17 protein-coding genes, 1 pseudogene and 1 other annotated feature are annotated in these 25,313 nt (G+C 36.5%); of the genes and pseudogenes, 17 read left to right on the top strand and 1 reads right to left on the bottom strand.

Annotated elements, in window-relative coordinates:
* Positions 1-11: 11 nt before the first annotated feature.
* Entirely contained in the window at positions 12-1,184 is a 1,173-nt protein-coding gene (locus ACPLOV_RS07460) for a response regulator transcription factor (protein ID WP_424910934.1), read from the bottom strand.
* 391 nt (positions 1,185-1,575) lie between these two features.
* On the opposite strand from ACPLOV_RS07460, the gene ACPLOV_RS07455 reads away from it, so the two are divergent.
* The 17 genes and pseudogenes from ACPLOV_RS07455 (at position 1,576) to aroQ (ending at position 25,271) form a co-directional block, all read left to right on the top strand.
* Entirely contained in the window at positions 1,576-4,998 is a 3,423-nt protein-coding gene (locus tag ACPLOV_RS07455; protein WP_424910933.1) for a stalk domain-containing protein, read from the top strand.
* A gap of 20 nt (positions 4,999-5,018) precedes the next feature.
* Positions 5,019-7,544: a DUF6055 domain-containing protein gene (locus tag ACPLOV_RS07450; RefSeq protein ID WP_424908171.1), complete on the top strand. Its 2,526-nt coding sequence runs from the start codon at positions 5,019-5,021 to the stop codon at positions 7,542-7,544.
* A gap of 33 nt (positions 7,545-7,577) precedes the next feature.
* Positions 7,578-8,084: a hypothetical protein gene (locus ACPLOV_RS07445; protein WP_424908172.1), complete on the top strand. Its 507-nt coding sequence runs from the start codon at positions 7,578-7,580 to the stop codon at positions 8,082-8,084.
* Between the two features lie 168 nt (positions 8,085-8,252).
* Positions 8,253-8,507 (top strand): annotated as a pseudogene (locus tag ACPLOV_RS07440) (ISLre2 family transposase); the annotation flags it as partial.
* A 289-nt stretch (positions 8,508-8,796) separates the two neighbouring features.
* Positions 8,797-10,302, top strand: a complete 1,506-nt coding sequence (locus ACPLOV_RS07435) for a response regulator (protein ID WP_424908173.1) — start codon at positions 8,797-8,799, stop codon at positions 10,300-10,302.
* Positions 10,303-10,314: 12 nt separating this feature from the next.
* A complete protein-coding gene (locus tag ACPLOV_RS07430) occupies positions 10,315-11,484 on the top strand; it encodes a HEAT repeat domain-containing protein (RefSeq protein ID WP_424908174.1) in 1,170 nt (389 codons plus the stop codon).
* Positions 11,466-12,881, top strand: a complete 1,416-nt coding sequence (locus tag ACPLOV_RS07425) for a glycosyltransferase family 2 protein (protein ID WP_424908175.1) — start codon at positions 11,466-11,468, stop codon at positions 12,879-12,881. The genes ACPLOV_RS07430 and ACPLOV_RS07425 overlap by 19 nt, the downstream gene beginning before the upstream one ends.
* Positions 12,882-12,902: 21 nt before the next feature.
* On the top strand, positions 12,903-15,176 hold the full coding sequence (locus tag ACPLOV_RS07420; RefSeq protein ID WP_424910932.1) for a hypothetical protein: 2,274 nt from the start codon (positions 12,903-12,905) through the stop codon (positions 15,174-15,176).
* 15 nt (positions 15,177-15,191) lie between these two features.
* Complete coding sequence (locus ACPLOV_RS07415) at positions 15,192-16,769, top strand: chloride channel protein (RefSeq protein WP_424908176.1); 1,578 nt, start codon at positions 15,192-15,194, stop codon at positions 16,767-16,769.
* 95 nt (positions 16,770-16,864) lie between these two features.
* Positions 16,865-17,109 (top strand) — a binding site (T-box leader).
* Between the two features lie 46 nt (positions 17,110-17,155).
* Positions 17,156-18,028 (top strand): prephenate dehydratase, encoded by an 873-nt coding sequence (gene pheA, locus ACPLOV_RS07410; protein WP_424910931.1) that lies wholly within the window; start codon positions 17,156-17,158, stop codon positions 18,026-18,028.
* Positions 18,025-19,038, top strand: coding sequence for a 3-deoxy-7-phosphoheptulonate synthase (gene aroF / locus ACPLOV_RS07405; protein WP_424910930.1), 1,014 nt, complete (start codon positions 18,025-18,027; stop codon positions 19,036-19,038). Before pheA ends, aroF begins: the two co-directional genes overlap by 4 nt.
* A gap of 1 nt (position 19,039) precedes the next feature.
* On the top strand, positions 19,040-19,927 hold the full coding sequence (locus ACPLOV_RS07400) for a prephenate dehydrogenase (RefSeq protein ID WP_424910929.1): 888 nt from the start codon (positions 19,040-19,042) through the stop codon (positions 19,925-19,927).
* The gene (aroA, locus tag ACPLOV_RS07395; protein WP_424910928.1) at positions 19,911-21,221 is read left to right on the top strand and encodes a 3-phosphoshikimate 1-carboxyvinyltransferase; all 1,311 of its coding nucleotides are present in this window, start codon (positions 19,911-19,913) and stop codon (positions 21,219-21,221) included. Before ACPLOV_RS07400 ends, aroA begins: the two co-directional genes overlap by 17 nt.
* On the top strand, positions 21,208-22,092 hold the full coding sequence (locus ACPLOV_RS07390) for a shikimate dehydrogenase family protein (RefSeq protein WP_424910927.1): 885 nt from the start codon (positions 21,208-21,210) through the stop codon (positions 22,090-22,092). Before aroA ends, ACPLOV_RS07390 begins: the two co-directional genes overlap by 14 nt.
* A complete protein-coding gene (aroC, locus tag ACPLOV_RS07385; RefSeq protein WP_424910926.1) occupies positions 22,092-23,180 on the top strand; it encodes a chorismate synthase in 1,089 nt (362 codons plus the stop codon). The genes ACPLOV_RS07390 and aroC overlap by 1 nt, the downstream gene beginning before the upstream one ends.
* A complete protein-coding gene (gene aroB, locus ACPLOV_RS07380) occupies positions 23,174-24,850 on the top strand; it encodes a 3-dehydroquinate synthase (protein ID WP_424910925.1) in 1,677 nt (558 codons plus the stop codon). Before aroC ends, aroB begins: the two co-directional genes overlap by 7 nt.
* On the top strand, positions 24,822-25,271 hold the full coding sequence (aroQ, locus tag ACPLOV_RS07375; RefSeq protein ID WP_424910923.1) for a type II 3-dehydroquinate dehydratase: 450 nt from the start codon (positions 24,822-24,824) through the stop codon (positions 25,269-25,271). The genes aroB and aroQ overlap by 29 nt, the downstream gene beginning before the upstream one ends.
* Positions 25,272-25,313 lie beyond the last annotated feature (42 nt).

The following is a 25,313-nucleotide window of genomic DNA, read 5'->3' as shown; positions in this document are numbered from 1 at the left end:
CTTCAAAGAATTTATTCAAAGAATTTATTAAAAAGGCTTATCGCCTCCTGCCTGTTTTTTACATCAAGCTTAATGTATATGTTTTTTAAATGGGTTTTTAAAGTGTTATTGGTTATATTCAGATAATCTCTTATGAAGGGATTATTCCTGCCGGCTAAAAGAAGAGTGAATATTTCCTTTTCCCTCAAAGTCAGTTTATACCTTTTTGCAAAGCTTTCGAGGATTAAAAGCGGTTGGTCTGAGTTTGCATTAAAATTTGAAATAATAGTTTTTTCTTTTTCTTTTCTTTCTACAGGAACTTCCTTAATAAATCCCGATGATATAAACATCAAAAGTGCTGCTCCTATAGCTACCGTGTCTGCTTTACGCTCGATGAGGGGTATCATTGAAAAAAGCCTGCTGGTAAGAATTTCTCCCAGGAAAATAGATGAGGTGATGAAAAAGTATCCCCGGGCTATTAGCTTTATGGGTTTTGACACCCGATTTGCCAGAAGGCATAAAATGCACATGGTATAAATATCAAAAAGGGCAAAGGCGGTATTGTGAAAAACCCCGAAAATTAGCGTTGTAAGCCTTCCACCGGAAAAGGGTAACAGCGTAAACGAGGCACCCAGTAAGGGCAAAACGGGTTTATATAAATAATTCAAATTGAAATTGGGGATTCGGAAAAGTAAAAATCCTGCCAAACACGAACCAAAACCGTATACTATTGTAGAAAGCCAGTAGAGATTTAAAGAGGGGAAATATCCTTCGACAAAAATGATCCACTGCATTAAACCGCTTGCCAGATAAAACACCACTATTATTAATATTAGCCTGAAGGGAACTGAGAAATTTTCGCTTATTTCTTCAGAGTTATAACTTTCATAAATAACTTTATCAAATAATAATAAAGCTGCAGAAATTAAAGGTAACAATGAAGTGAAAATAACAGCCCAGGGAAAATTTATAAACTGAATAATAGCGAAAACTAAAGAGCCTGTGGTAACGGAAAAAATATAAAAGAGGCCGATGTTTTGCATGGTATTTTTGCTGTACGCTTCAATCCAAAACCCTATTAAAATTGATGCTCCAATGCCGGCAGCGGAAGTGGTAATTGGAACTAAAAATTTTACCTGAAGAAGGATTTTACTTCCGACAAATAATGTACCAAGAAAGGCAAATAAAGCTGCCGAAATAATCATAATTTTCCTTTTTTTCTCGGTAAGAAATCTTTCTGATAATAACGATAATGCTAAGTAAGTTATGGAATGGGTTAAGAAAAAAATGGTATAAATCCTTTCTGGAGACATGTTTAAAAATTCAGCTAATTTAAAAAGTAAAGGTCCGTTGATAAATAAAAGCCAGAGCCACCCGAACATTAATCCCAGGCCGGAATATGAGTACTTTATATCTTTTCCCCCCTCAAGGGTGATTTATAGAATTGATTTTATCATACTATTTATTAAAAAAAAAGAAAAATATTGAATGTTTTTATAATAAATCACCCTTAAGGGGTGATTTTTTTTATCAAATTCTATCCTATAATTTTTTAACAGGTTATAAAAATTGTTCTGAAAGAAAGAGGGAAAGTTAATGGGTAATTATTCCATGATTAAAAAGATGTTTGCTTTTTTGCTTTTTCTCGTTTTTTTTATCACATGGGTAATACCGTGTTTTCCGGCTAATGCTATAACATTAAATCAACCATTGATTTTAAATCCTGTTGATTCTTTAACTTTAGAGAATATTGGCCAGAAAAGCCTTCCTCAAATTTCTGTCGAGGCAAGAGCAAAGGGCATTTTACCTGCATCTTTGAAAAACGTAACTTTGAAGTTAAAACCTAAAGTTAACTGGCTCACTGAAAGTCAGGTTAAAGCCATAAAAGAACATGCGGATGGCGGCAGGATAAATTCGTCTTTTTTGCCTTCTGTTGAGCCGGGTAAAATTTACGTAGACCCTTCTTCTTTAACAGCTTTAGAATTTGTTAAGGGAGAGAAAGGGGTTTTATACATTCTCCAGGCCGATGATGAAAAAATAGTGGAAGAAATATCTATTCCCGAACAAACTGTATTTCTCAATGAGGCAAATATTACCGGGCTTACATCGGGTATTAATGTAACCTCTTACAAAATGAAATCCGGCACTACGGAAAGGGCAGGGTTTAACTTTTATTTTGACGAAAGACAGACCCTGCCGGGGTACGACCAGGAGGGTAAACGAATTGAAGTGGCATTAAAGGGCAGTTTAAATGTGGATTCTCCTGCTGTTGAAGTAAAATACACTAAAGACAACGGTTATAAGTTTGTCTTTTTTGCTTCTCAAAAAACTGAGGTTCAGGCAGAGTTACTTGCTCAACTAAAAAAGGACATTAAAATCCCTCTTTATGACTTTACTATTCCTGCAGAAGGATGCAGGATAACTGTAGGATTTTTTTTAGTTTTGGGTGTTGATGGCAGAATCACCATGGAATACTCTGTAAAACAGAGTTCTTCTATCAGAGCGGGCCTTCAAGGTGGTACTTCTTATTATATGCCGACAAGCTTTGATACAATTAAAGAGGTTAATTTTTCTTTTACCCCTGAAAATTTATCCTTGACTGCAGATGTAAAAGGAGAAACAAGCATTCTTGCAGAGGTTGCCTTTGATATATTGGGTAAGGGTAAAATTGTTATAGATAATAAAATTGGTGTTTTCTTGGAAGCAAAAACAAATGTGCAGGGCAGCACCGGTAATTACTTGAGCATTAAAGGAGACGGATTTGTCAAAATAAGCGGCAAAGTAAAAGTAAAATCTTTTGATAAAAGCAAGACGATTTATGAGTATAAATACCCCATTTTCAATTATATTAAGGAACGTTTAGGAAATTATAATATTGACATTGCCGAGGCATGTGCTTATAGCGACCTAATAAAGGGGCGTATTGTAGAAAAAGCAACCGGTAACCCCTACTCTAACAAAGAAATCCAATTAAAGATTACAAATGCTGCAGGCATTGAAAAGTTATTAAGTGCATTAACAGATAAAGCAGGATACTTTACCGCATCCTATGATTTGAAAAAAGGAGATCTGGTAAGGGTAAAACTTCCAGGGACCACAAATACTTGGTCTTTTCCCCGGGAAGCAAGTTTCCCATTTAACTGCTTAGTTGTGGAAACTGCCGATTACCTTGCAAATGCTGTGAAAGGGTATGTCAATAGTTCGGATCAAAATGCATTAACCTATAATGGTCCTGTTATTTTGTATATAGAACGCTCTAATAATATTCCTTTGCACCCTGAAGAAAATATTTTTCTTCCTGTTGAATATAATGTTAAGTTCACGGTACAAAGCTCAAACGGCGTTTTTCAGTTGAATAATGTGGACATAAGGCCTTTTGACAAGGTTTATGCAGTTTTAGAAAAGGAAGGATTTAACGTTTACAGTGACAAAATAGAAGCAGAAGGTATAACTGTTTCTGTAGATGGAAACTACAGTCAAGAGCCCTACCTTTTGAGCTCTGCCAATAGTGTTGTAATAATTGGCAATAGCAGTACGGCTTCACCTTTTAGCGGAGAAATAGATTTTAAAGTGACCGCTATTTATCCCCACAGTACTTACCCGGAAAATACGCTTAAGTCGAAGGAATGGCGCTTAAATCCCACATATAATTCCGAAAAAAAACATTCAGTGGCTGCTACGGGTCCGTGGCAGATAGAACTTAACACCCTGTTAAACCAGATTACTTCACCTCTTGATAAATTCCGAAGTTCTCTTATGGGAGGGCGTTCTGTCAACTACCATGTCTTTGAAACGGTAAGTTTTTTTGTAGAAGGCAAAAAGTTAGAGTATTTTGATGAAGCTAAAACGTGTGAAGAGGAAAGAAGAAGCAATTTTTTAAGCAATATAATAGAAAAAAATATTCCCTTAATAGGTTCGGCTCCTGCAAATTACTACCTTAAAACCTTAAGTGCAGTGGTTTTGAACTTGGAAGGGCAAAAATCATCGCAAAATCAAGGAATTCTTTCACCTAAAAACTTTACTTCTAATATAACTGTTAAATACTATCCTTCTGCCTCAAGCTCTACTCCATCTTATAGTAAAGGTATAAAATTTTATTCATTAAATGAGCAGCAAAAGGTTGAGATGGGGGTAAATGATCCCGTCTTATTGTGGGATAAAAATAGTAAAACAAAAGTTATTGAATATAAGGAGTTTCCTGTTAAAGAAAATGTTCGGTATGACTTAGATGATTATATTCCCGAATTAAAAAATATACCCTTTGCTTTAAAAGGAACGGAACAGGTTAACGGTATATCATGTCAAGTTTGGGAAAAGAGTAAAAAAATCGATCCAGTAATGAATGTTTACGTTAAATTACAGCTTTTTATAGACCCAAAAAACAATCTGCCGGTGAAGGTAGTCTTTTTGGACGGTTATTATCAAAAGATTGAGCTTTTATTTACCAATTGGCAGCGGGCTAATGTAAGCGGATCAGGACTTTTTTCACCTCCTTTTGGTGAAATAAGGCTCCCAATGTTCCAACTGGAACTTCCTCCTTCGATAAATGAGGGAACGGAGCAGTCCGGAGTTAGCGGGCAAGATTTGAATAGCACCAATAATAATCAAGACAATACCGAGACTGAAGAAAAAAATGTAATTATCTACCTTAGCATAGGCAATGCTTTTATGACGGTAAACGGCAACAGTATGGAAATAGATCCGGGAAGGGGAACAGTGCCGCTTATAATGGGAGGAAGGACGATACTGCCTATAAGAGCTGTAGTAGAAGCCATAGGGGGCAGTATAAAATGGAATGATGCGGATAGAAAAATTACCATTATAAAGCAAAATACAACAATTGAAATGTGGATAGATAAAAAAGAAATGCTGGTAAATGGATTAACTGTCACAAATGATGTACCGCCTGTTATTATAGGAGCTCGGACTTACGTGCCTGTAAGGTTTGTAGGCGAAAATCTCAATTGCAACGTCGGATGGGACCAGGCAACGCAAACGGTAACAATTTCAACAAAATAAAAGGTTAGGAGGTTTAGGTATTGAATTTGTTTTATAAAAAATTATTTACGTTTATTCTTATTGTTATATTTATTTTTGCTTCTTTATTTATTCCTGGATGCTCTTTGGGAAATAAACAAAATGTTAAAAAAGAAATTAACACTATTTTATCGGATATGAGTATACCCCAACCTAAACCTATATACGGTTCTCAAAATGCAACATCGGGAAAATTGAAGGGGATTGATAAGGAACTGGCGGATTTATTTTCAGTACCCGATGATTATGAGGAATTGCCTCCGAATTCGACTGAACTTATAGAGAAAGCTCTAAATGAGGGTAAGATAACAAAAGAGAGAGCTGCTTTACTGGAGGTTTTTGCCGATTATGACCCGGAAAAACTTCCCGCGGAATATAAAACCGACCGAGCTGCGGATACCTCTGAATACGCTATAAAATATTTGGTTGATAACTGGGGAATCTTATCCGAAGAAACCCGCAATCTGGTTTTGCCTTACCTTCTTCCTTTAAATGATCCAAATAGTTTTTTTTATCCAGGCAATATAAAAATTAAAAAATCATCTTCGGGTTTTAAGATTTTAAAAGAAGTACTGGCAGCCGATGAAGATTTTCAAGTTCATGTGGATGAATTTACCCATGACGGACAAAAATTTGAAATTATGTATTATGAAGAAAAAAACTGGTCTAAAGAAAAAAAAGAATCTATTAAAGCTATGGCTCTATATGTAAAGGAAGCAGTTATCTATTCATGGGATAAATTTAAAAATTTAATGAAAATAAAACCTTCAAAGCCTTATATTATTGAATTGGTTGAATTGCCAAAAACAAAATTAGGGCTGGAGTTTTATTCCGATGGGAAGTATAGAATAAGACTCAATACCATGATTGCAGGATTAGAAAAATATATTAAATCGACAACAGCCCATGAACTTTTTCATACCTTCCAGGATGAGATGAAAATTGGCTACAGCACGGTGGAAGAAAAATGGCTTTGTGAAGCAACTGCTGTTTGGTCTGAAAACTATGTTTATCCTGATTATAATGTTGAGCATAGCAGGCACCCGGGATTTTTCAGGACTCTTGATCAAGAAAGAATTGGTATCGGGAAGCTTTTTGAATACGACAGCTATATGTTTTTCTATTACCTTACGGATTATGCAGGGGTAAATTTTATCCGTGAAATAATTAAGACTGCTGGACAAAGCGGTTCACAATCGATAAGGCCGTTTTTAGATAAAAACATACCAAAGCTTAAAGAAACTTATGCCACCTTTGCCCTTTACAATTGGAACTGGCCGCCCGTTGATAAATATTACGATTATGGCAGAATTACGGGAGGTCCCAGCGGAAAATGTTTTAAAAAGAAGATAATGAAGGTCGATGAGGAGGATGAAGTAAATGTTTCTCTAAATCCCGGTGCATTAATGTATTATTTATATATTTTTGACCAAAAGGATCCGACCCTTCAACATGTTACCATAACTTTTGAGAAATCCATAGCCGATGATAAATATTTAAAAAGACAGGCTATTTTAAGGATTAATGGGAATTGGGTTGTTGAAGACTGGTCTTCTGAAACCGTTAAGCAGTATTGCAAAGCAAAGACTGATAAAAACGAAGATATTCAGGCCCTTATATTGATTTATTCTAATGCAAATTTAAAGGATGAATTAAAAGAAGCAGATAAATTCAGGGTAGAAACCGGAAAATGCTATAAAGAAATGCAGCTAAATTTAACATTTGAGTACAATTACAGCGTGCAGGGCTTTGAATGGAAATCAAAGGGCAATATGACCGAAAATCTTGAAATTAAAGACCATTGCTATTATGTTGTAAAAAATTCTTCCTATGATTTCAGCGGTGAGGGATTTGTAGATGGGAAAAAGATGGTTGAAACATCGGGAAATGCTTCTGCATCAATTAATAACCCGGATATATATAATTCTTTGGTCAGGATATTAAAAAAACCTTCCGATAATACAGAAGAATTAAGAGATGCTTATGAAAAATACGGAATAAAAGAAAATATTCCTCCTCAGGGAATATTAATAACCGTTCCAGCATTACTGGAGGGTGTTGCGTTTAGAGGAAATACGGTTTTTTCTTTTCCTGAACCGATTGGAACCATAAATCTATCCGAACCGCTTCCTCTTGATGGTATAAGTCAAGTTATTGCAGTAACTCCCGATTTAAATGATTGGAACGCAAAAGGAATAAATATATCAATGGTGGTAGATGTTTTTAAACATAAGTGTCCTGTTCAGGGAGCTTTTACTGTAGATTATAATAAAATGGCAGAGCAATTGGATAATATAAAACTGCCTGACTCTCAAGAAATGAAAGATGCAATGAACTTTTTAAAGGAAAATAATATGGGGAATTTACTCAATTTAGGGAATCAAGGAAATAAAGAAGAATTATCATCTTTGAATGTTATTAATGCTATAAAAAATGCTATGATTCCAGGGAATAGGCCTGCAAAAGGTTCTGCAACACTCAAAATAAGGGTAAACGGCGTATATACAAAATATTACGGCGAGAAATAATTTTGTTTTATAAAATAAAAGGAGGTTATCATTGTGAGAAAGAAGATTTTTATTATGGTGGTTATTTTAGCATTGTTGTTAATAGCGGCGTGTGGTGGTGAAAAAACCGGGCAAAAACCAGCAGAGAACACAAACCAAGCTCAGAAAAATGAAGAAGGTGAAAAAGAGCAACCTGCCGCTCAAACGCAGAATTCAGAAATGACAATGAAAACGGGTACGGAAGGTAAAAGTGCAGAACTTCCAGCAAAATATCCGTCGGAGATTTTTCCCTTATATAAAGATAGTTTTATACTTACTGCCATAGAACTGGACGGAGGGTATACTATTACTGCTTATTCAAAGGAAGATGTTAAAGTCGTAATGGAATTTTACAAGAAGGTTCTGGAAGGAGCAAAAGTAACCAATGAAACCTTAACCGAAGAAAGCTTAACCTCTTTTGGAAGCAAAAGCGGATATACCTATCAACTGGATGTGGCGAAAAACAATGAAATGAAAGGATATAATACCTCTATTGCTATTATGCTTATACCAGGAAAATAATTTAAAATAGCTATACTTTGCTCTCTGAAAGGAGAGCTTTTTTTATAGTGTAAAATATTTTTAGGTCAAAAAGGAGGAAAAAGCAGAAAAAATGTAGAAAAAAGACCTCACCATCCTCCCACAGGATGAGTTTAAAAAAACTCAACAGGAAGGTGAGGTCTTTAAGGACCATTATCGTTGAGTAAAATAGGGGCTCATAAGATGGCACAATTAAGGGCGGTGAAAGCAAGTGGCATATCGGTTAAAGAAATGATAATAAAGCAGCGATTTGAGGATTTAAAGCCTGTAGAATTACCAAAGACTACTTTATGCAAGGCAAAACAAAGAATAAAAAATATAAATGAAAAATATGCAATTTTGCTAAACAAGAAGACATTTACAAGTATGGTAATAAAGTCATTATTACAGCAAATAACACTATAACTATATATAACTAAAAAGGTTGATAGATGAAAAAGGGAGGATAATTGCAACCATATAATGGAAATATTTGGCAATTACTTTAAAAACGATATCAATGCATATAAAAAATTTTTAATTCCTCATCTTGTGGTGAGATGGTGAGTTTTAAAAAAACCTAAAAATACTTGACGCGATCCTTCAAAGGAAAATTTAATATATTAAAAGGAGAATATGTGATAATTATAGAAAATAAAATATAAATATTTTTTGGAGAAAAAATTGTTTGCAGTTAGGGAGGAGGGTGAAATATATGGGGAATAAAGATGCAGTTTTTCAAGAAATATTAAATACAATAAATGCACTTCTTGAGATTGAGAAAAAAGATGATACATATTTTAAAATTTTAAGGAGTGTGCTGAAAAACCTTTATAAAATTTCTAAAGATAACGATATAAAAGAGGTTTTTATTGAAATTGGAGGCATAGAAGATGTTTTGAATGACGAAAGAAACGATCAAAAGATGGAGCAATACTTAGAAAAATTGATAAAGTTGAAGGAAATGTTAGAACAAAATTTATTAGAAAAAAATAAAGTATTATTATTGTTATCTGAAGAATATAAAAACTTAACAGAACTTGTTAATATGCTTAATAGAGACAATATTGAAGTTATATTTACGAAGGAGAATACAATAGAAACAATTTTATTTTATAATCCCAACGTGATTATAATTCAAAATGATAATAATTTAAATTTAATTACTATTTTAAAAAGTATAAGGGATGAAAAGCTGTTAGACCAAATTCCTGTACTGGTTATATCTAAAGAGGATTATAAAACTAAGATTGAATGTTTGAAGTTAGGAGCAATTGATTATTTCGATAATAATTTTGATATAAAGGAAATATACCTAAAGGTATTAAATTTAATAAATGTCATTACAAAATGCAACAAAGATAATATTTATGATATTAATACAGGGCTCTATACCAGAAAACATGGAGAAACCTTAGCCGTTTCCCTTATTGATAAAATAAAAGTTGAGGGGAAACAAGCTGTTTTTCTTTTAATTGACTTCGATTTTATGGCAGAAATCAACAAAAAAATGGGCATATTGCTTGGTAATAAAATTATAAATAAAGTGATTTCAGAGTTTAAAAAAAATATAACTAGAAAAGATATTGCCTACAGGGTTGCGGGTGATGAATTTGCATTTTTATTTTATGATAGGGACATATTGTGGGTTAAAAAATTAGCTGAGGATATTCTTGAATTTACAGTTAAATATGGCGATGAGATAGGGTTAAAAATCAGTTATTCGGCAGGTGCCTTGCCAATTACCAGAGATTATAAAGAATATAGCGATGTAGTTTTAAAAGCTAGGGAAGCAGTAGCCACGGCTAAAATGGAAGGGAGAGGGAAGGTAGTTATACCTTTGGAATCTTTCAGGCCTGAAAATCAAAAAAATATACTATTTGTAGATGATGATAAGATTATTCTTTCTATTTTAAAGTCCCGGTATAAAAGCAAAGGTTTTAATGTATTTACTGCAAGTGATGGTACTGAAGCCCTCGATATTATAGAAAATAATAATATTGATTTAGTCGTCACTGATTATTATCTTAAACTAATGAATGGAGATGAATTAATAAAAAGGATTAAAGAAAAATATAGTAAATTACCTGTAATTGTATTATCTTCACAAAAAAATGAAGATTATATAAAAAGAACTCTTGACTTAGGGGCCGATGATTATGTTGTGAAGCCTTTTTCACCGGTTGAGCTGGACAGCCGTATTAAAAAATTATTGAATTAGTGGTGATTTAGAATGGAATTAATTGTGGTATATTCAATAATTATATTTTCAATAATCATAATATTATTATATTTATACTTAATTATAGAAAGGCTTTATGAGAATTATAAAAAAAGAAAAAAGCAGTTGTTTTATCAAGAGATTTCAGAATATCTTGATAATATTATTTCTCAGCTCGATGAAAATGACATCACCGAAATCCAGCTTAATGTTATTAAGGGTTTTATGAAAAATAAGTATAAAAAGGAGTTAGTTGAAGAAAGGTTTATATTTTACTTTGAAAATTTAAAAGGGAATATCATTAAAAAACTTACCAAAATTGTAGAAGATATAGGATTGGTAGATTACGAAATAGAAAAATTAAAAAGCAAAGATATGCAGAAAATAGCTTTAACTTGCAAGAAATTAGGAGAAATGAGAAGTAAAAAAGCCATTAATTACTTATTAGAGTTAACAAATATTCAGATAGTGGATGTAAAGTACAATACATTAATGGCATTAGCAAAAATAGGTGATGAAGAAGCTTTTATTGAGGCTTTTAATAGATTTTCCCAAACGGTTCCTCTTAGTGAAAGGAGCTTAATAGAAATTGCTGATAGTTTTGAGGGCGATAAAATATATATTTACAGAAAACTCATGTATATTGATAATGATTTTATATCATCAATTTTTATAAAATCTGCGGGTAATTACAAGGATATAACACTTGCTGATGAAATTGCACAGTTTTTAGATTCGGAAAATAAAGAGAAAAGGATTTCAGCAGCGAAAGCATTAGGGAATATGGGTGATAGCAGATATATAGATAAAATTATTGAACTTTTAAATGATGAGTCCTGGGAAGTTAGAGCGATAGCTGCAAAGGTTTTGGGGCAAATTCAGGATAAAAGAGCAATTGTTCCTCTTACAAAGGCTTTATCTGATAAAGAATGGTATGTAAGGTACAATGCAGCAAATTCACTTGTCTCAATAGATGGGGGTATAGAGTTAATATATAATATTTTTGAAGGGGAAGATAGGTTTGCGAAAGATATAATTATTTCAGTGCTGGAAACAAATTATGGATGGGATAAAGTAATTGAATATGATAAGTATAATTCCAGAACACCTAAATTAAGCGAGATAATAAAGAAATATTTAGAAGAAAAGACGGGTGATAATATATGGAGGCAGAATTTTTAAAAAAGGTAGTAATCAATTTTAACCATATAATTATTTATTATGTTATTATTATCAATTTAATATATTTTATACAGCTTATAATTGCAGCCATTAATTTAGGTGATTATGTTAGGAAAATAAGATATTCTGACTATAAAAAATATATCAGTTCTGAAAATATGCTACCTATATCAATCCTGGTTCCAGCATATAATGAAGAAAAAACCATTGTTGAAAATATTAAATCACTTATTTCTCTTAACTACCCCAAATTTGAAGTAATAGTAATAAATGACGGTTCAAAGGATAGTACGCTGAATAAGGTGATTAATGAGTTCGGCTTAAAGAAGATTAACCAACCTGTTAGGTATAGACTTTCAACCAAAAAAGTGAATGCAATTTATAGAAATATAGATATCCCTAATTTGATTTTAGTTGATAAAGAAAACGGAGGAAAGGCAGATGCATTAAATGCAGGGATAAATGTATCAAATTACCCGATAATTACTTCTATAGACGCAGATTCTATACTTGAGAGCGATTCCTTAGTAAGGGTTGTAATGCCATTTATAGAAAATAAAAATACAGTTGCAGTAGGAGGAATTGTAAGAATTGCAAATGGCTCGACCATAAAAAATGGAAGGTTGATAGAATTAGGGCTTCCTAAAAGTAAAATTGCAATGTTTCAAATTGTAGAATATCTTAGAGCTTTTTTAACTGGAAGGATAGCATGGGATGCCATTAATTCTCTGCTTATAGTATCAGGGGCATTCGGCGCTTTTAAAAAAGAAGCAGTAATTGAAGTGGGAGGATATGCAAGAGATACTATAGGTGAGGATATGGAACTGGTGGTTAAACTTCATGAACATTTTCTGAGGAATAAAAAGAATTACAGGATTAAATTTATACCCGATCCAGTATGTTGGACCCAGGCGCCGGAAACATTAAAGGATTTAAGATCCCAGAGAAGAAGGTGGCAAATAGGTTTAATGGATAGCCTTTTCAGGTACAAACATATGATGATGAATCCCAGATATAAACAGATAGGGTTAATAGCCTTCCCGTATTTTTTCTTTTTTGAAATGTTGGGACCAATAATCGAAATTATGGGTTATATTTTGATACCTATTGCATATTTTATTGGGCTGTTAAATAAGAAATATTTTATTTTGTTTTTAGCGGCATCTATACTTTATGGGGTATTATTATCCCTTGGGGCTATATTACTTGAAGAATACACTTTTAATAAATACCCGGGATTTGGACAGCTTTTAAAACTTAGTTTTTATGGCATATTAGAAAACTTTGGATATAGGCAACTTACTGCACTTTATAGAATAGATGGATTGATGAATTATAAAAGGAAGAGACGCAGTTGGGGTAGCATAAAAAGGTATGTGTATAAAGAAAATGCCTGAAAATTTTAAAAGGGTGATTATATGAGAAGAAAAATTGTAAAATTATTCTTTTATGGGATAATTGTTTTAATGATATTTCTTACATTATCTATGATTCTTTTATCTTTTATTTATCAAGGAAGTTTTTCTTTAAGTCCTCTAAATATATGGCATCAGGGGAATATTTTTGAAAGGTTCGAAAAAATTAAGGAAATGGGGTATAATGGAATTATTAATGATATTTCAGGAGAATTAAAGTATAAATTTCGAAATTACAACATTATACCTAACAAAAATAGAAAAATATTCTTATTTAAAACCTCAAACAAAGCTTTTATGATTTACAAAAATGGTAATTGGCAGGAAATATTTATTAAAGGAGTAAATATCAGTGCTGCTCTGCCGGGAAAGTGGTTTACAGAGTTTCCAAGGGATGAAAAGGTTTATATTGATTGGTTTGAGAAAATTGGAAATATGAATACTAATTCTGTCAGGGTATATACTTTAATGCCTCCCGAATTTTACAGAGCACTTCTAAATTATAATTTAAAACACCCAAATAATCCTCTTTTGCTTTTTCAGGAAATTTGGCCTGATGAAAACCCTGAAGGAAATAATTATTTAGAACCGAAATATATTGAGCATTATTTTGATGAAATAAAGTTGACAGTAGATGCAATTCATGGGAGAGCCAATATTCCGGAGAGAAAGGGAAGAGCTTTTGGTAATTACAATAGCGATGTTTCAAACTATTTAATTGGATATTTGGTAGGGAGGGAATTAGAGCCTGATGAAGTAATAGAGACTAATGAAAAAAATAAGGGATTTTATTATAAAGGGGAATATCTGTATACATCTGAAAAGGCAAGTCCGACAGAAGGTTGGCTTGCGATGAATTGCGACTATCTTCTTAAATATGAAGAAACAATTTACGGCACCCAGCATCCTGTTGGTATAGTAAGTTGGCCCACCCTTGATGTAACAGAACATGATTCAGAATGGAATCAATCAGAATTAAAATCCCTGGAATACAATGATAAAGTTTCTATTGATATAAATAATATTTTGACAGGAGGAAAAATGCAGGCAGGTTTTTTTGGTGCTTACCATATATATCCTAATTATCCTGATTTTATGAATAATGAAGAGAAATATAAAAATTACTATGATGAAGAAGGACGTTTAATGTATGGTGGTTATTTAAAAGAGTTTATTAACACCCATAAAAAATATCCGGCTTTAGTAGCGGAATTTGGATTGGCCACAGGAATGGGGAATGCACATGCAAATCCGGATGGCTATAATCATGGGGGATTGACAGAAGAGGAACAGGGTCGTGGAATTGTCAGGATGATGAAAGCAATTAAAAGAGAGGGATATGCAGGGGGAATAATTTTTGAATGGATGGATGAATGGGCAAAGAAAACATGGATCACAGAACCTTTCATGATTCCATATGAGCGGCATATTCTTTGGCATAATGTTTTAGATCCTGAACAGAATTATGGAATTTACGCTATAGAATCGCTAAGAGAACAAACAAAAAAGTATATACAAAAAGGGAATGGAATAATAAAACAAATTGAATTAAGCAATGATTCTTCATTTTTGTATTTGGATATTAATTTAAGCAGGTTGCCGGAGTTTGGCAGAGAGAAAATTTTTATAGGATTGGATACTTATTACAGGGATAGAGGAGAATTTTATTTTTCTCCAGAATTGAAAATAAAGTCGCCATTTGGAATGGAATTTTTATTAGAATTGAATGGAATGCAGGATTCGAAGATTTTGGTAAATCCCGGGTATAATATTTCAAAAGGAAAATATTCCTCTGAAACGTCTTTTAATGGTTTGTTCGAGGAAATAAGGATACTTATAAACAAAGAAAGAATAACAAAAGATGGGCGGAAAATAGAAGCTGTATTCCAGGATGGAAGTAAATTGAATTATGGCGATTTTAATGAAAACTCTTATAATCACTGGTATATAGATAATAATACAATACATATCCGTATTCCCTGGGGAAGGATAAACGTTACAGATCCTTCAAGTTGTAGAGTATTGGATGAGAAAAGACAATTTCCCACATTATTTAGAGATCAATTATCTACTGTGGAAACTGACGGAATAATGATATCAGTGGTTTTTGTTGAAGTAGAAAAAAATGTGTTAGATATGCTTACTGTGGATAATCCTTATAGATGGGAAAAGTGGGAAGAGCCAAGCTTTAAAGAAAGGTTCAAGAAGAGTTATTTTATTATTAAAGATTATTTTAGCAAATTAAATAACGAAAAGCCTATCAGAAAAGATTTTTAGTAATAGGAGGCCAAAATGCATTATCACAACAGTCCGATATATCATACTATGGTAAATAAAAATATATTTAAACTTAAAATACTTTTTATGAGCATTCTTACAGGCATACTTTCAGGTTTATTGGTGATTTTGTATAGAGTTGCAATAGAAATGGCAGATAAAATGAGGGGAAAATTTTATTTTAATCTTCTTAAAAGCAATATTTTTTCAGGAATATTCTTAATGATTTTCATAGCCATTCTGATCAGCCTTTTTCTGAAAATTGAGCCTTTGATAAGCGGTAGTGGAATTCCTCAAGTCAGAGGTTTAATATTAAGGCAGATTGATCAAAATTGGTTAAAGATAATTTTTTTGAAATTTATAGGTGGTGTGATAAGTATATTTGCAGGACTTTCTCTGGGAAGAGAAGGCCCTTCAATACATCTGGGTGCATCGATAGGGCAGGGGATAAGCTCAATATACAAAAATAAAAGCAATAAAATAGAAGAAAAGTATTTAATTACTGCAGGAGCCAGTGCAGGACTTGCAGCGGCTTTTAATGCCCCTCTTGCTGGTGTTATATTTTCCCTTGAAGAAATTCATAAAAATTTCTCCCCTGTAGTCCTTTTGTCTTCAATGGCTTCGGCTATTGCTGCAGATTTTATCTCAAAAAAATTTTTTGGTTTAAAACCCGTTTTTCATTTCAATGATATAACTCCATTGCAATTAAATTATTACTTTTTACTAATTATATTTGGTATAATTTTAGGATTTTTTGGGTTTTTGTTTAATATTTCTCTTATAAAATCTTTAAATTCTTATTCAAATTTAAAAAAATTACCTCCCTTTATTAAATTATTAATTCCGATAACCTGTTCAGCCCTATTGTTATTTATTATACCTCAGGTCCTTGGAGGAGGGCATCTTCTTATTGAATCGATTATCGAGGATAATATTTCATTGAATTTTTTAGTGCTTTTACTGATCAGCAAATTCCTTTTTACGATGATAAGTTACGGGTCCGGAGCTCCCGGAGGTATATTTTTGCCATTACTGGCTATAGGGTCGATTGCAGGAGCAATTTATGCAAAAATATTAATTTTATATTTTGGATTGAATGAAATATATCTGAAAAATTTCGTTATTTTGGGAATGGCCGGATATTTTACCGCAATTGTAAGAGCACCTATAACAGGGAGTATTCTGATTACTGAGATGACAGGCTCATTTTCACATCTTTTAGCGTTGATTATTGTTTCGATTACATCGTATGTGACAGCTGAATTACTGGGTAGTAAACCCATATATGAGCAGCTACTGGAAAGATTAATAGTAAATAAAAAAGACATGTCACATTTTGAAAATAATGAAAAAACATTGATAGAAATTTGTGTTTCTACGGGTTCGGAACTTGAAAGAAAAATGGTAAGAGAAATAAAATGGCCTCCGAATTGTCTGCTTGTGGCGATAAGGAGGGGAGATAAAGAGATAATACCAAAAGGCAGTACGATTGTATATGAAGGAGACTATCTTATACTATTAACAGATGAAGCTAATGCTCCTTATGTAAAACAATATCTTTTGAAACTGGCTTCAAGTATATCAGCCTGGTAATATTTTAGCAAGTAAAAATTTACTCAAAAAATTTAATAATTTTTATTGACAAATATAGAAAATCTTTATATAATATTTCCCAATAAAATAAAAAGAAAAAAGCTGTGATGGAGGAAAGTAAGTTGACTCTCGATTTACAGCGAGCCGGGCGGGTGAGAGCCGGCATGAAGGAGTCCTCCGAAGTTCCCTCCGGAGCTGTGGGCTGAAATTAAGTAGGCTTCAACGGTACCTCAGCCGTTAAAATGAGGCGGGTATAAAAGCTTTCTGCTTCGTACCCGAAAAACGAGCGGGCCTTTTAAGGCCAATTAGGGTGGTACCGCGGGAAAAACTCGCCCCTTTTGTGGGCGGGTTTTTTTTTTACACTTTTTTCGAAAGAAGGGGATATAATGATAAAAGTTGGATACCTTGGACCAGCAGGCAGTTTTTCGGAAGAAGCGGCAAATATATACATTGAAAACGCGGAGGAATATAAAAAAATTGAATATCCCAATATACAATCTCTGATAACCGATATAGGGATTAATATAGATGAAGCCATCGTTCCTTTAGAGAATTCTATCGAAGGTTCGGTAAATATTACGATTGATTTGCTGATAAAGGAAAAAAAAGATATAAAAATAAAGGGAGAAATAGTACTGCCCGTAAAGCACTGCCTTTTTGCTAAGAAAATGTATCCTCTTGAAAATATAAAAATAGTTTACTCTCATCCTCAAGCCCTTTACCAGTGCAGGGAATTTTTATATAGTAGAATGCCGGGTGCAGTGATCAAAGAGAGCGGGAGCACGTCCCGGGCGGCTAAAAAAGTGCTTCAATCCCAAATTCCCTGCGCAGCCATAGGCAGCAGGAGGTTATCTGAAATTTACAATCTCTTGATGCTGGCTGAGGATATTCAGGATTGCGCGGAAAACTATACAAGGTTTATTGTTCTTTCGAAGGAGGATGAATCGCCCACGGGAAGCGATAAAACTTCCTTGGTGTTTTCCACGGAAAATAAACCGGGGAGGCTTTACAGAGTCCTCGGATTTTTCGCAGAAGAAAATATTAATCTTACAAAAATAGAGTCAAGGCCTTCAAAGAGGATTCTTGGAGAATATATCTTTTTTCTTGAAGTAGAAGGGCACAGGGAGGACAAAATATTAAAGAAAGTTCTCGAAAAGGTAAAGGAAAACTCTACTTTTTATAAACTGCTCGGTTCATACCCGAAAGGTAAAGAATATTATCCCCCTTCGGGGGGAGATCAAAAGGAGGTAAAGGGATGATTATAGTAATGCAGAAAAATGCTACCGAAGAACAGATAAAAAAGGTTTGCGAGGTGGTTGAAAATGCCGGACTTGGGGTTCATGTATCAAAAGGAATGGATGTCACGGTTATAGGCGTAATAGGTGACAGGAGAAAGCTGCAGGATAAACCGATAGAACTTTTGGAGGGAGTTGAAAAAACCGTACCTATAATGGAGCCGTATAAACTTGCCAGCAGAAGCTTTAAACCCGAATCCACGGTGGTAAAGGTAGGAGATGTGGAAATAGGAAGCAACAACTTTGTTATAATAGCAGGGCCCTGTGCCGTAGAAAGCGAAGAACAGCTTATAGAAACGGCTCAAATTGTAAAAAGGTGCGGGGCAAAAATCTTAAGGGGCGGGGCATATAAGCCCAGGACATCCCCTTACTCCTTTCAGGGCATCGGCGAAGAAGGATTAAAAATCCTGGCAAAAGCTAAGGAAATAACCGGGCTTCCGGTGGTAACGGAAGTGATGAGCCAAGATGCGGTGAAACTGGTTTCCCAGTACGCCGATATACTTCAAATAGGAGCGCGCAACATGCAGAACTTCCAGCTTTTAAAGGAAGTGGGCAAAACAGGGAAACCCGTTCTTTTAAAAAGAGGCATAGCTGCCACCATTGAAGAATGGCTTAATGCTGCCGAATACATCATGAACGAGGGTAACTTTAATGTAATTTTATGCGAAAGGGGAATAAGAACTTACGAACCCATGACGAGAAATACCCTGGATATAAGCGCTGTGCCTATTATAAAGCATATTAGCCATTTACCCGTAATAGTTGATCCGAGCCACGGCACCGGCAGCTGGCGCTGGGTAGCCCCCATGAGCAGGGCGGCAATGGCTGCAGGAGCCGATGGGCTTATGATAGAAGTGCACCCCAACCCCAAAGAAGCCCTTTCGGATGGACCTCAATCGCTGAATCCCGAAAAATTTGAGAATTTATGCCAAGAATTAAAAACCCTTGCTCCTATTATGGGAAGGACGCTTTAATATGAACATAAAGGAAATAGCTGTAGTAGGATTGGGCTTAATAGGGGGGTCCATCGCAAAGGCTTTTAAATCACTGGGTTATGATGTAATAGGTGTGGATAAGGATGATGAGACATTACAGCAGGCCTTAAAAGATAATGTTATCTCTAAGGACAGTTTTAATATAAATACCGGTGATGAAGAGCTCTTTGAAGCGTTAAGGAGAGCCGATGCAGTATTCGTCTGCACGCCGGTTTTCAGGATAGTATCGACAATAGAAAAAATCCAGCCCTTTTTAAAAGAAGGCTGTATAATTACCGACACAGGGAGCACAAAAAGGCAAATAGTGGAATCGGCTCAAAAGGTAGTAAATGAGAAAATTCATTTTATCGGAGGGCATCCCATGGCGGGTTCCCACGAAAGCGGGTATGGATGGAGCGACGAAAATTTATTCAAAGGATGTTCCTGGATATTGACTCCCCATAACGATACACCGGATAAAATCCTGGAAGAATTAATATCCCTTATTGAAGCGCTGGGGGCTATGGTATATATTCTTTCTCCAGTGGAACACGATAAAGTTGTGGCAGCGGTGAGCCATCTTCCACAGGTTGCTGCTACCTGCCTTGGGAACACCTTGAGCGAAATAGACGAAAACGGTAAAATTCTAAGATTTGCCGGAAGGGGATTAAAGGATACCACGAGAATTGCCCGTTCATCGCCGGAAATATGGGTGGATATTTTGCTCAGCAACCGGGACGAATTAATTAAGTCAATTTCAATTTTTATTGACAAACTCGAATATATAAGAAATTATTTAGAAAAAGAAGACGATAAAAGGATTAAAAACTTTCTTTTTAAAGCCCGGGAATATCTAAAAAGGGGTGAACAGGGTGGATGTGCTGATTGAAGGGGAAAAGGTAATAAAAGGGACCATTACCCCTCCTCCGGACAAATCCATTTCCCACAGAGGCGTGATTCTGGGGGCGATTTCCGAAGGAAGTACGAGGATTGAAAGGTTTTTGCCCGCCGATGACTGTAAAAGGACAGTAGATTGTTTCAGGAAAATGGGCGTTGATATAAAATTTGTCGATGAAACGACTTTGATAATAAAGGGTGCAGGGCTAAAAGAGCTGAAAAAACCGGAAACTATTTTGGATGCCGGAAATTCGGGGACCACCATGAGGCTCCTTTCAGGGATTTTAGCAGGGCAGGATTTTGAAGTGATTATTACAGGGGATGAATCCTTAAAGAAAAGGCCCATGGAAAGGGTGGCATTACCCCTTCGGCTAATGGGAGCGAAGGTAGAATGCACGGTGGATGGTAAGTTTGCACCGCTTAAAATACGGGGCGGCCGGCTTAAAGGCATAAGTTATGAAATGCCGGTGGCCAGCGCCCAGGTAAAATCGGCGGTATTGCTGGCAGGTTTATACGCCGATGGAGAAACTACCGTCGTAGAAAAACACAAAACCCGGGACCATACGGAAAGGATGCTGTCTTACTTTGGTGGAAACGTAACCGTTAAAGGTAATCAAGTTACGGTAGCACCGGTAGAAAAACTTACCGGAAGCGATGTGGTGGTGCCCGGTGATATATCTTCCGCAGCCTTTTTCATGGTGGCTGCGGCGATAAACGAAGGCTCAAAGCTTTTAATAAAGGATGTGGGGGTAAACCCTACGCGGACGGGTATAATTGATGTGCTTTTAAATATGGGATGCAGCCTTAAAGTATTAAATGAAAGGGAACTAAACGGCGAAAAAATAGCCGATATATTAATTGAAGGCGGCGGCTTGAAGGGCACCCGGGTGGAAGGCGATATAATCCCAAGGCTTATCGATGAAATACCTGTCATTGCGGTGGCAGCCTGCTTTGCGGAAGGAGAGACGGTGATAAAAAACGCATCGGAGCTCAGGGTAAAGGAAAGCGACAGGATAAAGGCTATGGTGCAAAATCTTCGGCGTTTTGGGGCAAAAATCGAAGAACTGGAAGACGGCATGGTAATTGAGGGCAGCAAAAACCTTAAACCTGCCGAAGTGGAAAGCTTCAAAGACCACCGCATAGCCATGGCTATGGCGGTCACGGCAATTTCGGTAAAAGGCATATCAAAAATAAAAGATGCCTACTGCGTAGCCATATCCTTTCCGGGCTTTTTTGATATACTCAATAATGTGGTAAAAGGGGGCGAAATCGATGGGCAAATTTGATATAAAAAACCTTCCCGAACTTGCAGTAATCGGGTGGCCGCTTTTGAAAACTTTTTCTCCTCCTATGCAAAATGCAGCGTTGAAGGAATTGAACATACCCTGGAGGTACGAAGCCATCCCGGTGCCGCAGGAAGAATTAAAGGAATTTTTTCATTTGGCTTCTCAAAAAATGGTGGGGTTTAACGTCACCATGCCCCATAAAGGGGATGTGTATTTAATGTGCGATGAAGTTGATGATTTTGCTCAAAAAAGCTCATCGGTAAACACCGTAGTTTTCGAGAGAAAGGATGGTAAAACCGTTATTAAAGGATATAACACCGATGCCCCGGGGCTTTTAAAATCCCTTTCGGAAAGGGCGAAGGGTGAATTTAAAAAAGATATAGCGGTAATATTCGGCGCCGGTGGAGCAGCCGCCGGCTGTGCCGCAGCTTTGGCTTCCTGGAAAATGAAAAAAATAGCGGTGGTGAACCGCAATGTAGAAAAAGCGAAAAAAATGGTGGACGATTTGAAAACAAAGTTTGATGGAATTGAGTTTTCAGCTCTCTATGTCAAAGATAAAAAGGAAGTTTTCGACATTGTAAAAGAATCAAACATTGTAGTTAGCTGTATTCCGGAAGAAGGGGCGGCATTATACCAGGAATTTCTCGAAGGTAACGAAAACAAAGAAAAAATTTTCTGCGACCTGAGCTACGGCGAAAGACCCGGCAGGCTTTTTAAAAGGGCCGCCGAAAAAGGTTTCATTGGGGTTAGCGGCATTGAAGTGCTTCTCTGGCAGGGGGTCTTTGCCTTCGAAATTTTTACGGGGGAAAAAGCACCTGCTGATGTCATGAGAAAAGTACTGGAAAGCATAGCGGGAAGCTGGTGGTTTTAATGCTGAGATTTTTAACGGCCGGAGAGTCCCACGGTAAAGGATTGGTGGCGATCCTGGAAGGTATGCCTGCCGGAATTGATGTGGATGAAAAAGAGCTTTTATCGGAGCTTTCCAGGAGAAGGAAGGGTTACGGAAGGGGCAAAAGGGCAAATATAGAGGACGACGAGTTTGAAATAATATCTGGGGTCTTAAACGGTAAAACAACGGGAGCTCCCATAGCTGTGGTATTGAAAAATAAAGATTACGAAAACTGGAAGGGAAAATACGTGCCCATATTTTCACCTCGTCCCGGTCATGCGGATTATCCCGGAGCTTTAAAATACGAATTTAACGACTGCAGGCCCGTAGCCGAAAGAGCAAGCGCCAGGGAGACTGCGGCAAGGGTTGCCTGCGGGTATTTTGCAAAAAAACTTTTAGAAAAAGCCGGGGTAAGGGTAGTAAGCTGGGTTATCAGCATCGGAGAAATTTTTGCAGATCTTCCTCCCGAAGAAGAAAGGATGAAGGAAAAAAGAACAGCCCTTAACCTTTTTGAACTCGCGGAAAAGTCCGAGGTGCGGTGTCCCGACCTTATAGCTTCTCAAAAAATGAAGGAAATAATAGATGAAGCAAGAGAAAAAGGGGATACCCTGGGCGGGGTTTTTGAAGTGGCTGCGGTAAATGTGCCCGCAGGGCTCGGCAGTTTCGTCCACTGGGATAGGAGGCTCGACTCAAGGCTTACAGCGGCGGTTATGAGCATTCCGGGGATAAAGGGAGTGGAAATAGGCCTGGGATTTAAAGTGGCAAACCTTTTTGGAAGCAAAGCCCACGATATAATAGGCGGTGAAAAAAGGCTTACAAATAACGCGGGGGGAATAGAAGGCGGAATGAGCAACGGAGAAATAATTTTTATAAGGGCAGCCATGAAGCCAATACCCACCCTTCAAAACCCCCTGCCGTCAGTAGATTTAAGGACGATGGAAAAAACCTTAGCCCATTTCGAAAGGTCCGATGTATGCGCGGTAGGATCGGCTGCGGTGGTGGCCGAATCCATGGTAGCTCTGGTTTTAGCCGATGCTTTGCTGGAGGAAAAGGGGGGCAGCCGATGGTAGAAAAAAACGTTGTATTAAGCGGCCTTTCGGGGAGTGGAAAAACCACCGTCGGGAGGATGTTAGCAAAAAAGCTCAACCGGCCTTTTTTGGATCTTGATATATTAATTGAAGAAACCGAAAGGATGACCATTCCGGAGATATTTCAAAAATTTGGTGAAGAAAAATTCAGGGAAATAGAATCGAAGCTCACAATAAAAGTCGCAGAACTTAAAAATTCGGTTATCGCGCTCGGAGGTGGGACGCTGATGCGCCCTCAAAACAGAGAAAGCCTAAAGAAATGCGGCACCGTTGTATTTTTAAATCCACCTTTGGATACCCTGTTAAAGCGCCTGCAGGGGGATGACACGAGGCCTCTTTTAAAAGCCGAAGATATTAAAGAGAAAAAAGAAAAATTAATAAGGCTCTATTATGAAAGAATTAATACTTATCTTGGTGGTGCGGACTTAGTGGTGGATGGGGATGAAAACCCGGAAAAAATTGCAGAAAAAATAATATCTAAATTATCCTTACCGAAAGAAAAGAGGACTTCTTCCATCAAAAAAGAAATCGCAGTAAAATCCGAGTCTAAAATTTACAGGGTAGTAGTGGGATTTAAAATCCTGCAGGAAGCTTTAGCGGATTATTTAAAAGAAAATCGATTTTCCGGTATTGTATTAGTAACAAGCCCGGTTATAAATCAGCTTTTCGGCTCTCCGTTGAGGGAGGTCTTCATAGAAAAAGGATTTGATATAAAAACCGTTTTTATAGAAGATGAGGAAGAAAAAAAGGATATAAATACCCTTTCAAAAATCTACGATGAATTTATAAAGCTCGGGGTTGATAGAAGCTCCTTAGTAATTGCCCTGGGAGGCGGAATAACGGGGGATGTAGCAGGCTTTGCCGCAGCTACCTATATGCGGGGGATAAAGTGGGTCTATGTTCCTACCACCCTTTTAGCCCAGGTGGATGCCAGCGTTGGCGGCAAGGTGGCGGTAAACCACAGGGAAGGGAAAAACCTAATAGGAGCGTTTTACCAGCCGGATTTGGTGATTACCGATATAAATCACCTTTTTACCCTTCCCGACAAAATATTCGGCGACGGTATGGCAGAGGTAATAAAAACGGCTATTTTACAGGGGGAGCTTTTTAAATACATCGAAGAAAATGCCATAAAAATAAAGGAAAGAGATCCCGAAACCCTCTTTAATATCGTTTATGAATGTATTAAGTTCAAGAAGGAAATAGTGGAAAAAGATGAGAGGGATGAAGGGAAGAGGATGATATTAAACCTTGGCCACACCTTCGGGCACGCATTGGAAGCGGCCTCGGGATATAAAGTAAGCCACGGTCAGGCAGTATCGGCAGGGACGGTCATGGCTTTTAAGCTCTCAATTTTATTGGGTAATAACCTTCAAAAGGATTTAGAGAGGGTAAAAGAACTTTTTACTTTTTTCAACCTGCCGGTTTCAATAAAGGAGCTTCCCGTTCAAATAAATGAAGAAGAAATCCTAAACTTTCTTTTGAGGGATAAAAAAGCGGTAGCAGGAAGGCCAAGATTTATAGTCCCTTATAACATTGGGGATGTAAGGGTTGTCGAGAAACTGTCGGGGGATCTGAAAATCCTGCTGAAAAATGTCATAGATGAAAAGGAGGGAAAAAGAGATGAAAATCCTGGTGATTCACGGACCTAATCTGAATTTGCTCGGTTCGAGGGAACCCCATATCTACGGTATTATGACCCTGGATGAAATCAACGATATGATAATAAAGAAGGCTAAGGAGATAGGTGTACAAGTGCGCATAGTACACCACAACTCCGAAGGGGGAATAATAGATGAGATTCAGAACGCAAGGCACTGGGCTAACGGCATAGTGATAAACGCCGGGGCATACACCCACTACAGCATAGCCATAAGGGATGCCCTCTGCTCGGTGGACCTTCCCGCGGTGGAAGTGCATGTGTCAAACACCTTCTCCCGGGAAAAATTCAGGCATAAATCGGTAATAAGCCCGGTTGTAAACGGCGTCATTGTAGGGCTCGGGCCTTACGGCTACCTCTACGCCCTGGATTACTTAGTAAACACTGCCAAGGTTAATACGGCGAAAAGATAAGGAGGATGGGTAAAATTTACCCGTCCTTTTTATTTTGCCGAA

The sequence above is a fragment of the Thermovenabulum sp. genome (assembly GCF_049723235.1).
In the GTDB taxonomy this organism is placed as follows: Bacteria; Bacillota; Thermosediminibacteria; order Thermosediminibacterales; family Thermosediminibacteraceae; genus Thermovenabulum.
Note: the sequence above shows the minus strand (reverse complement) of the source record. Positions and strands in the feature narration are given on the sequence as shown.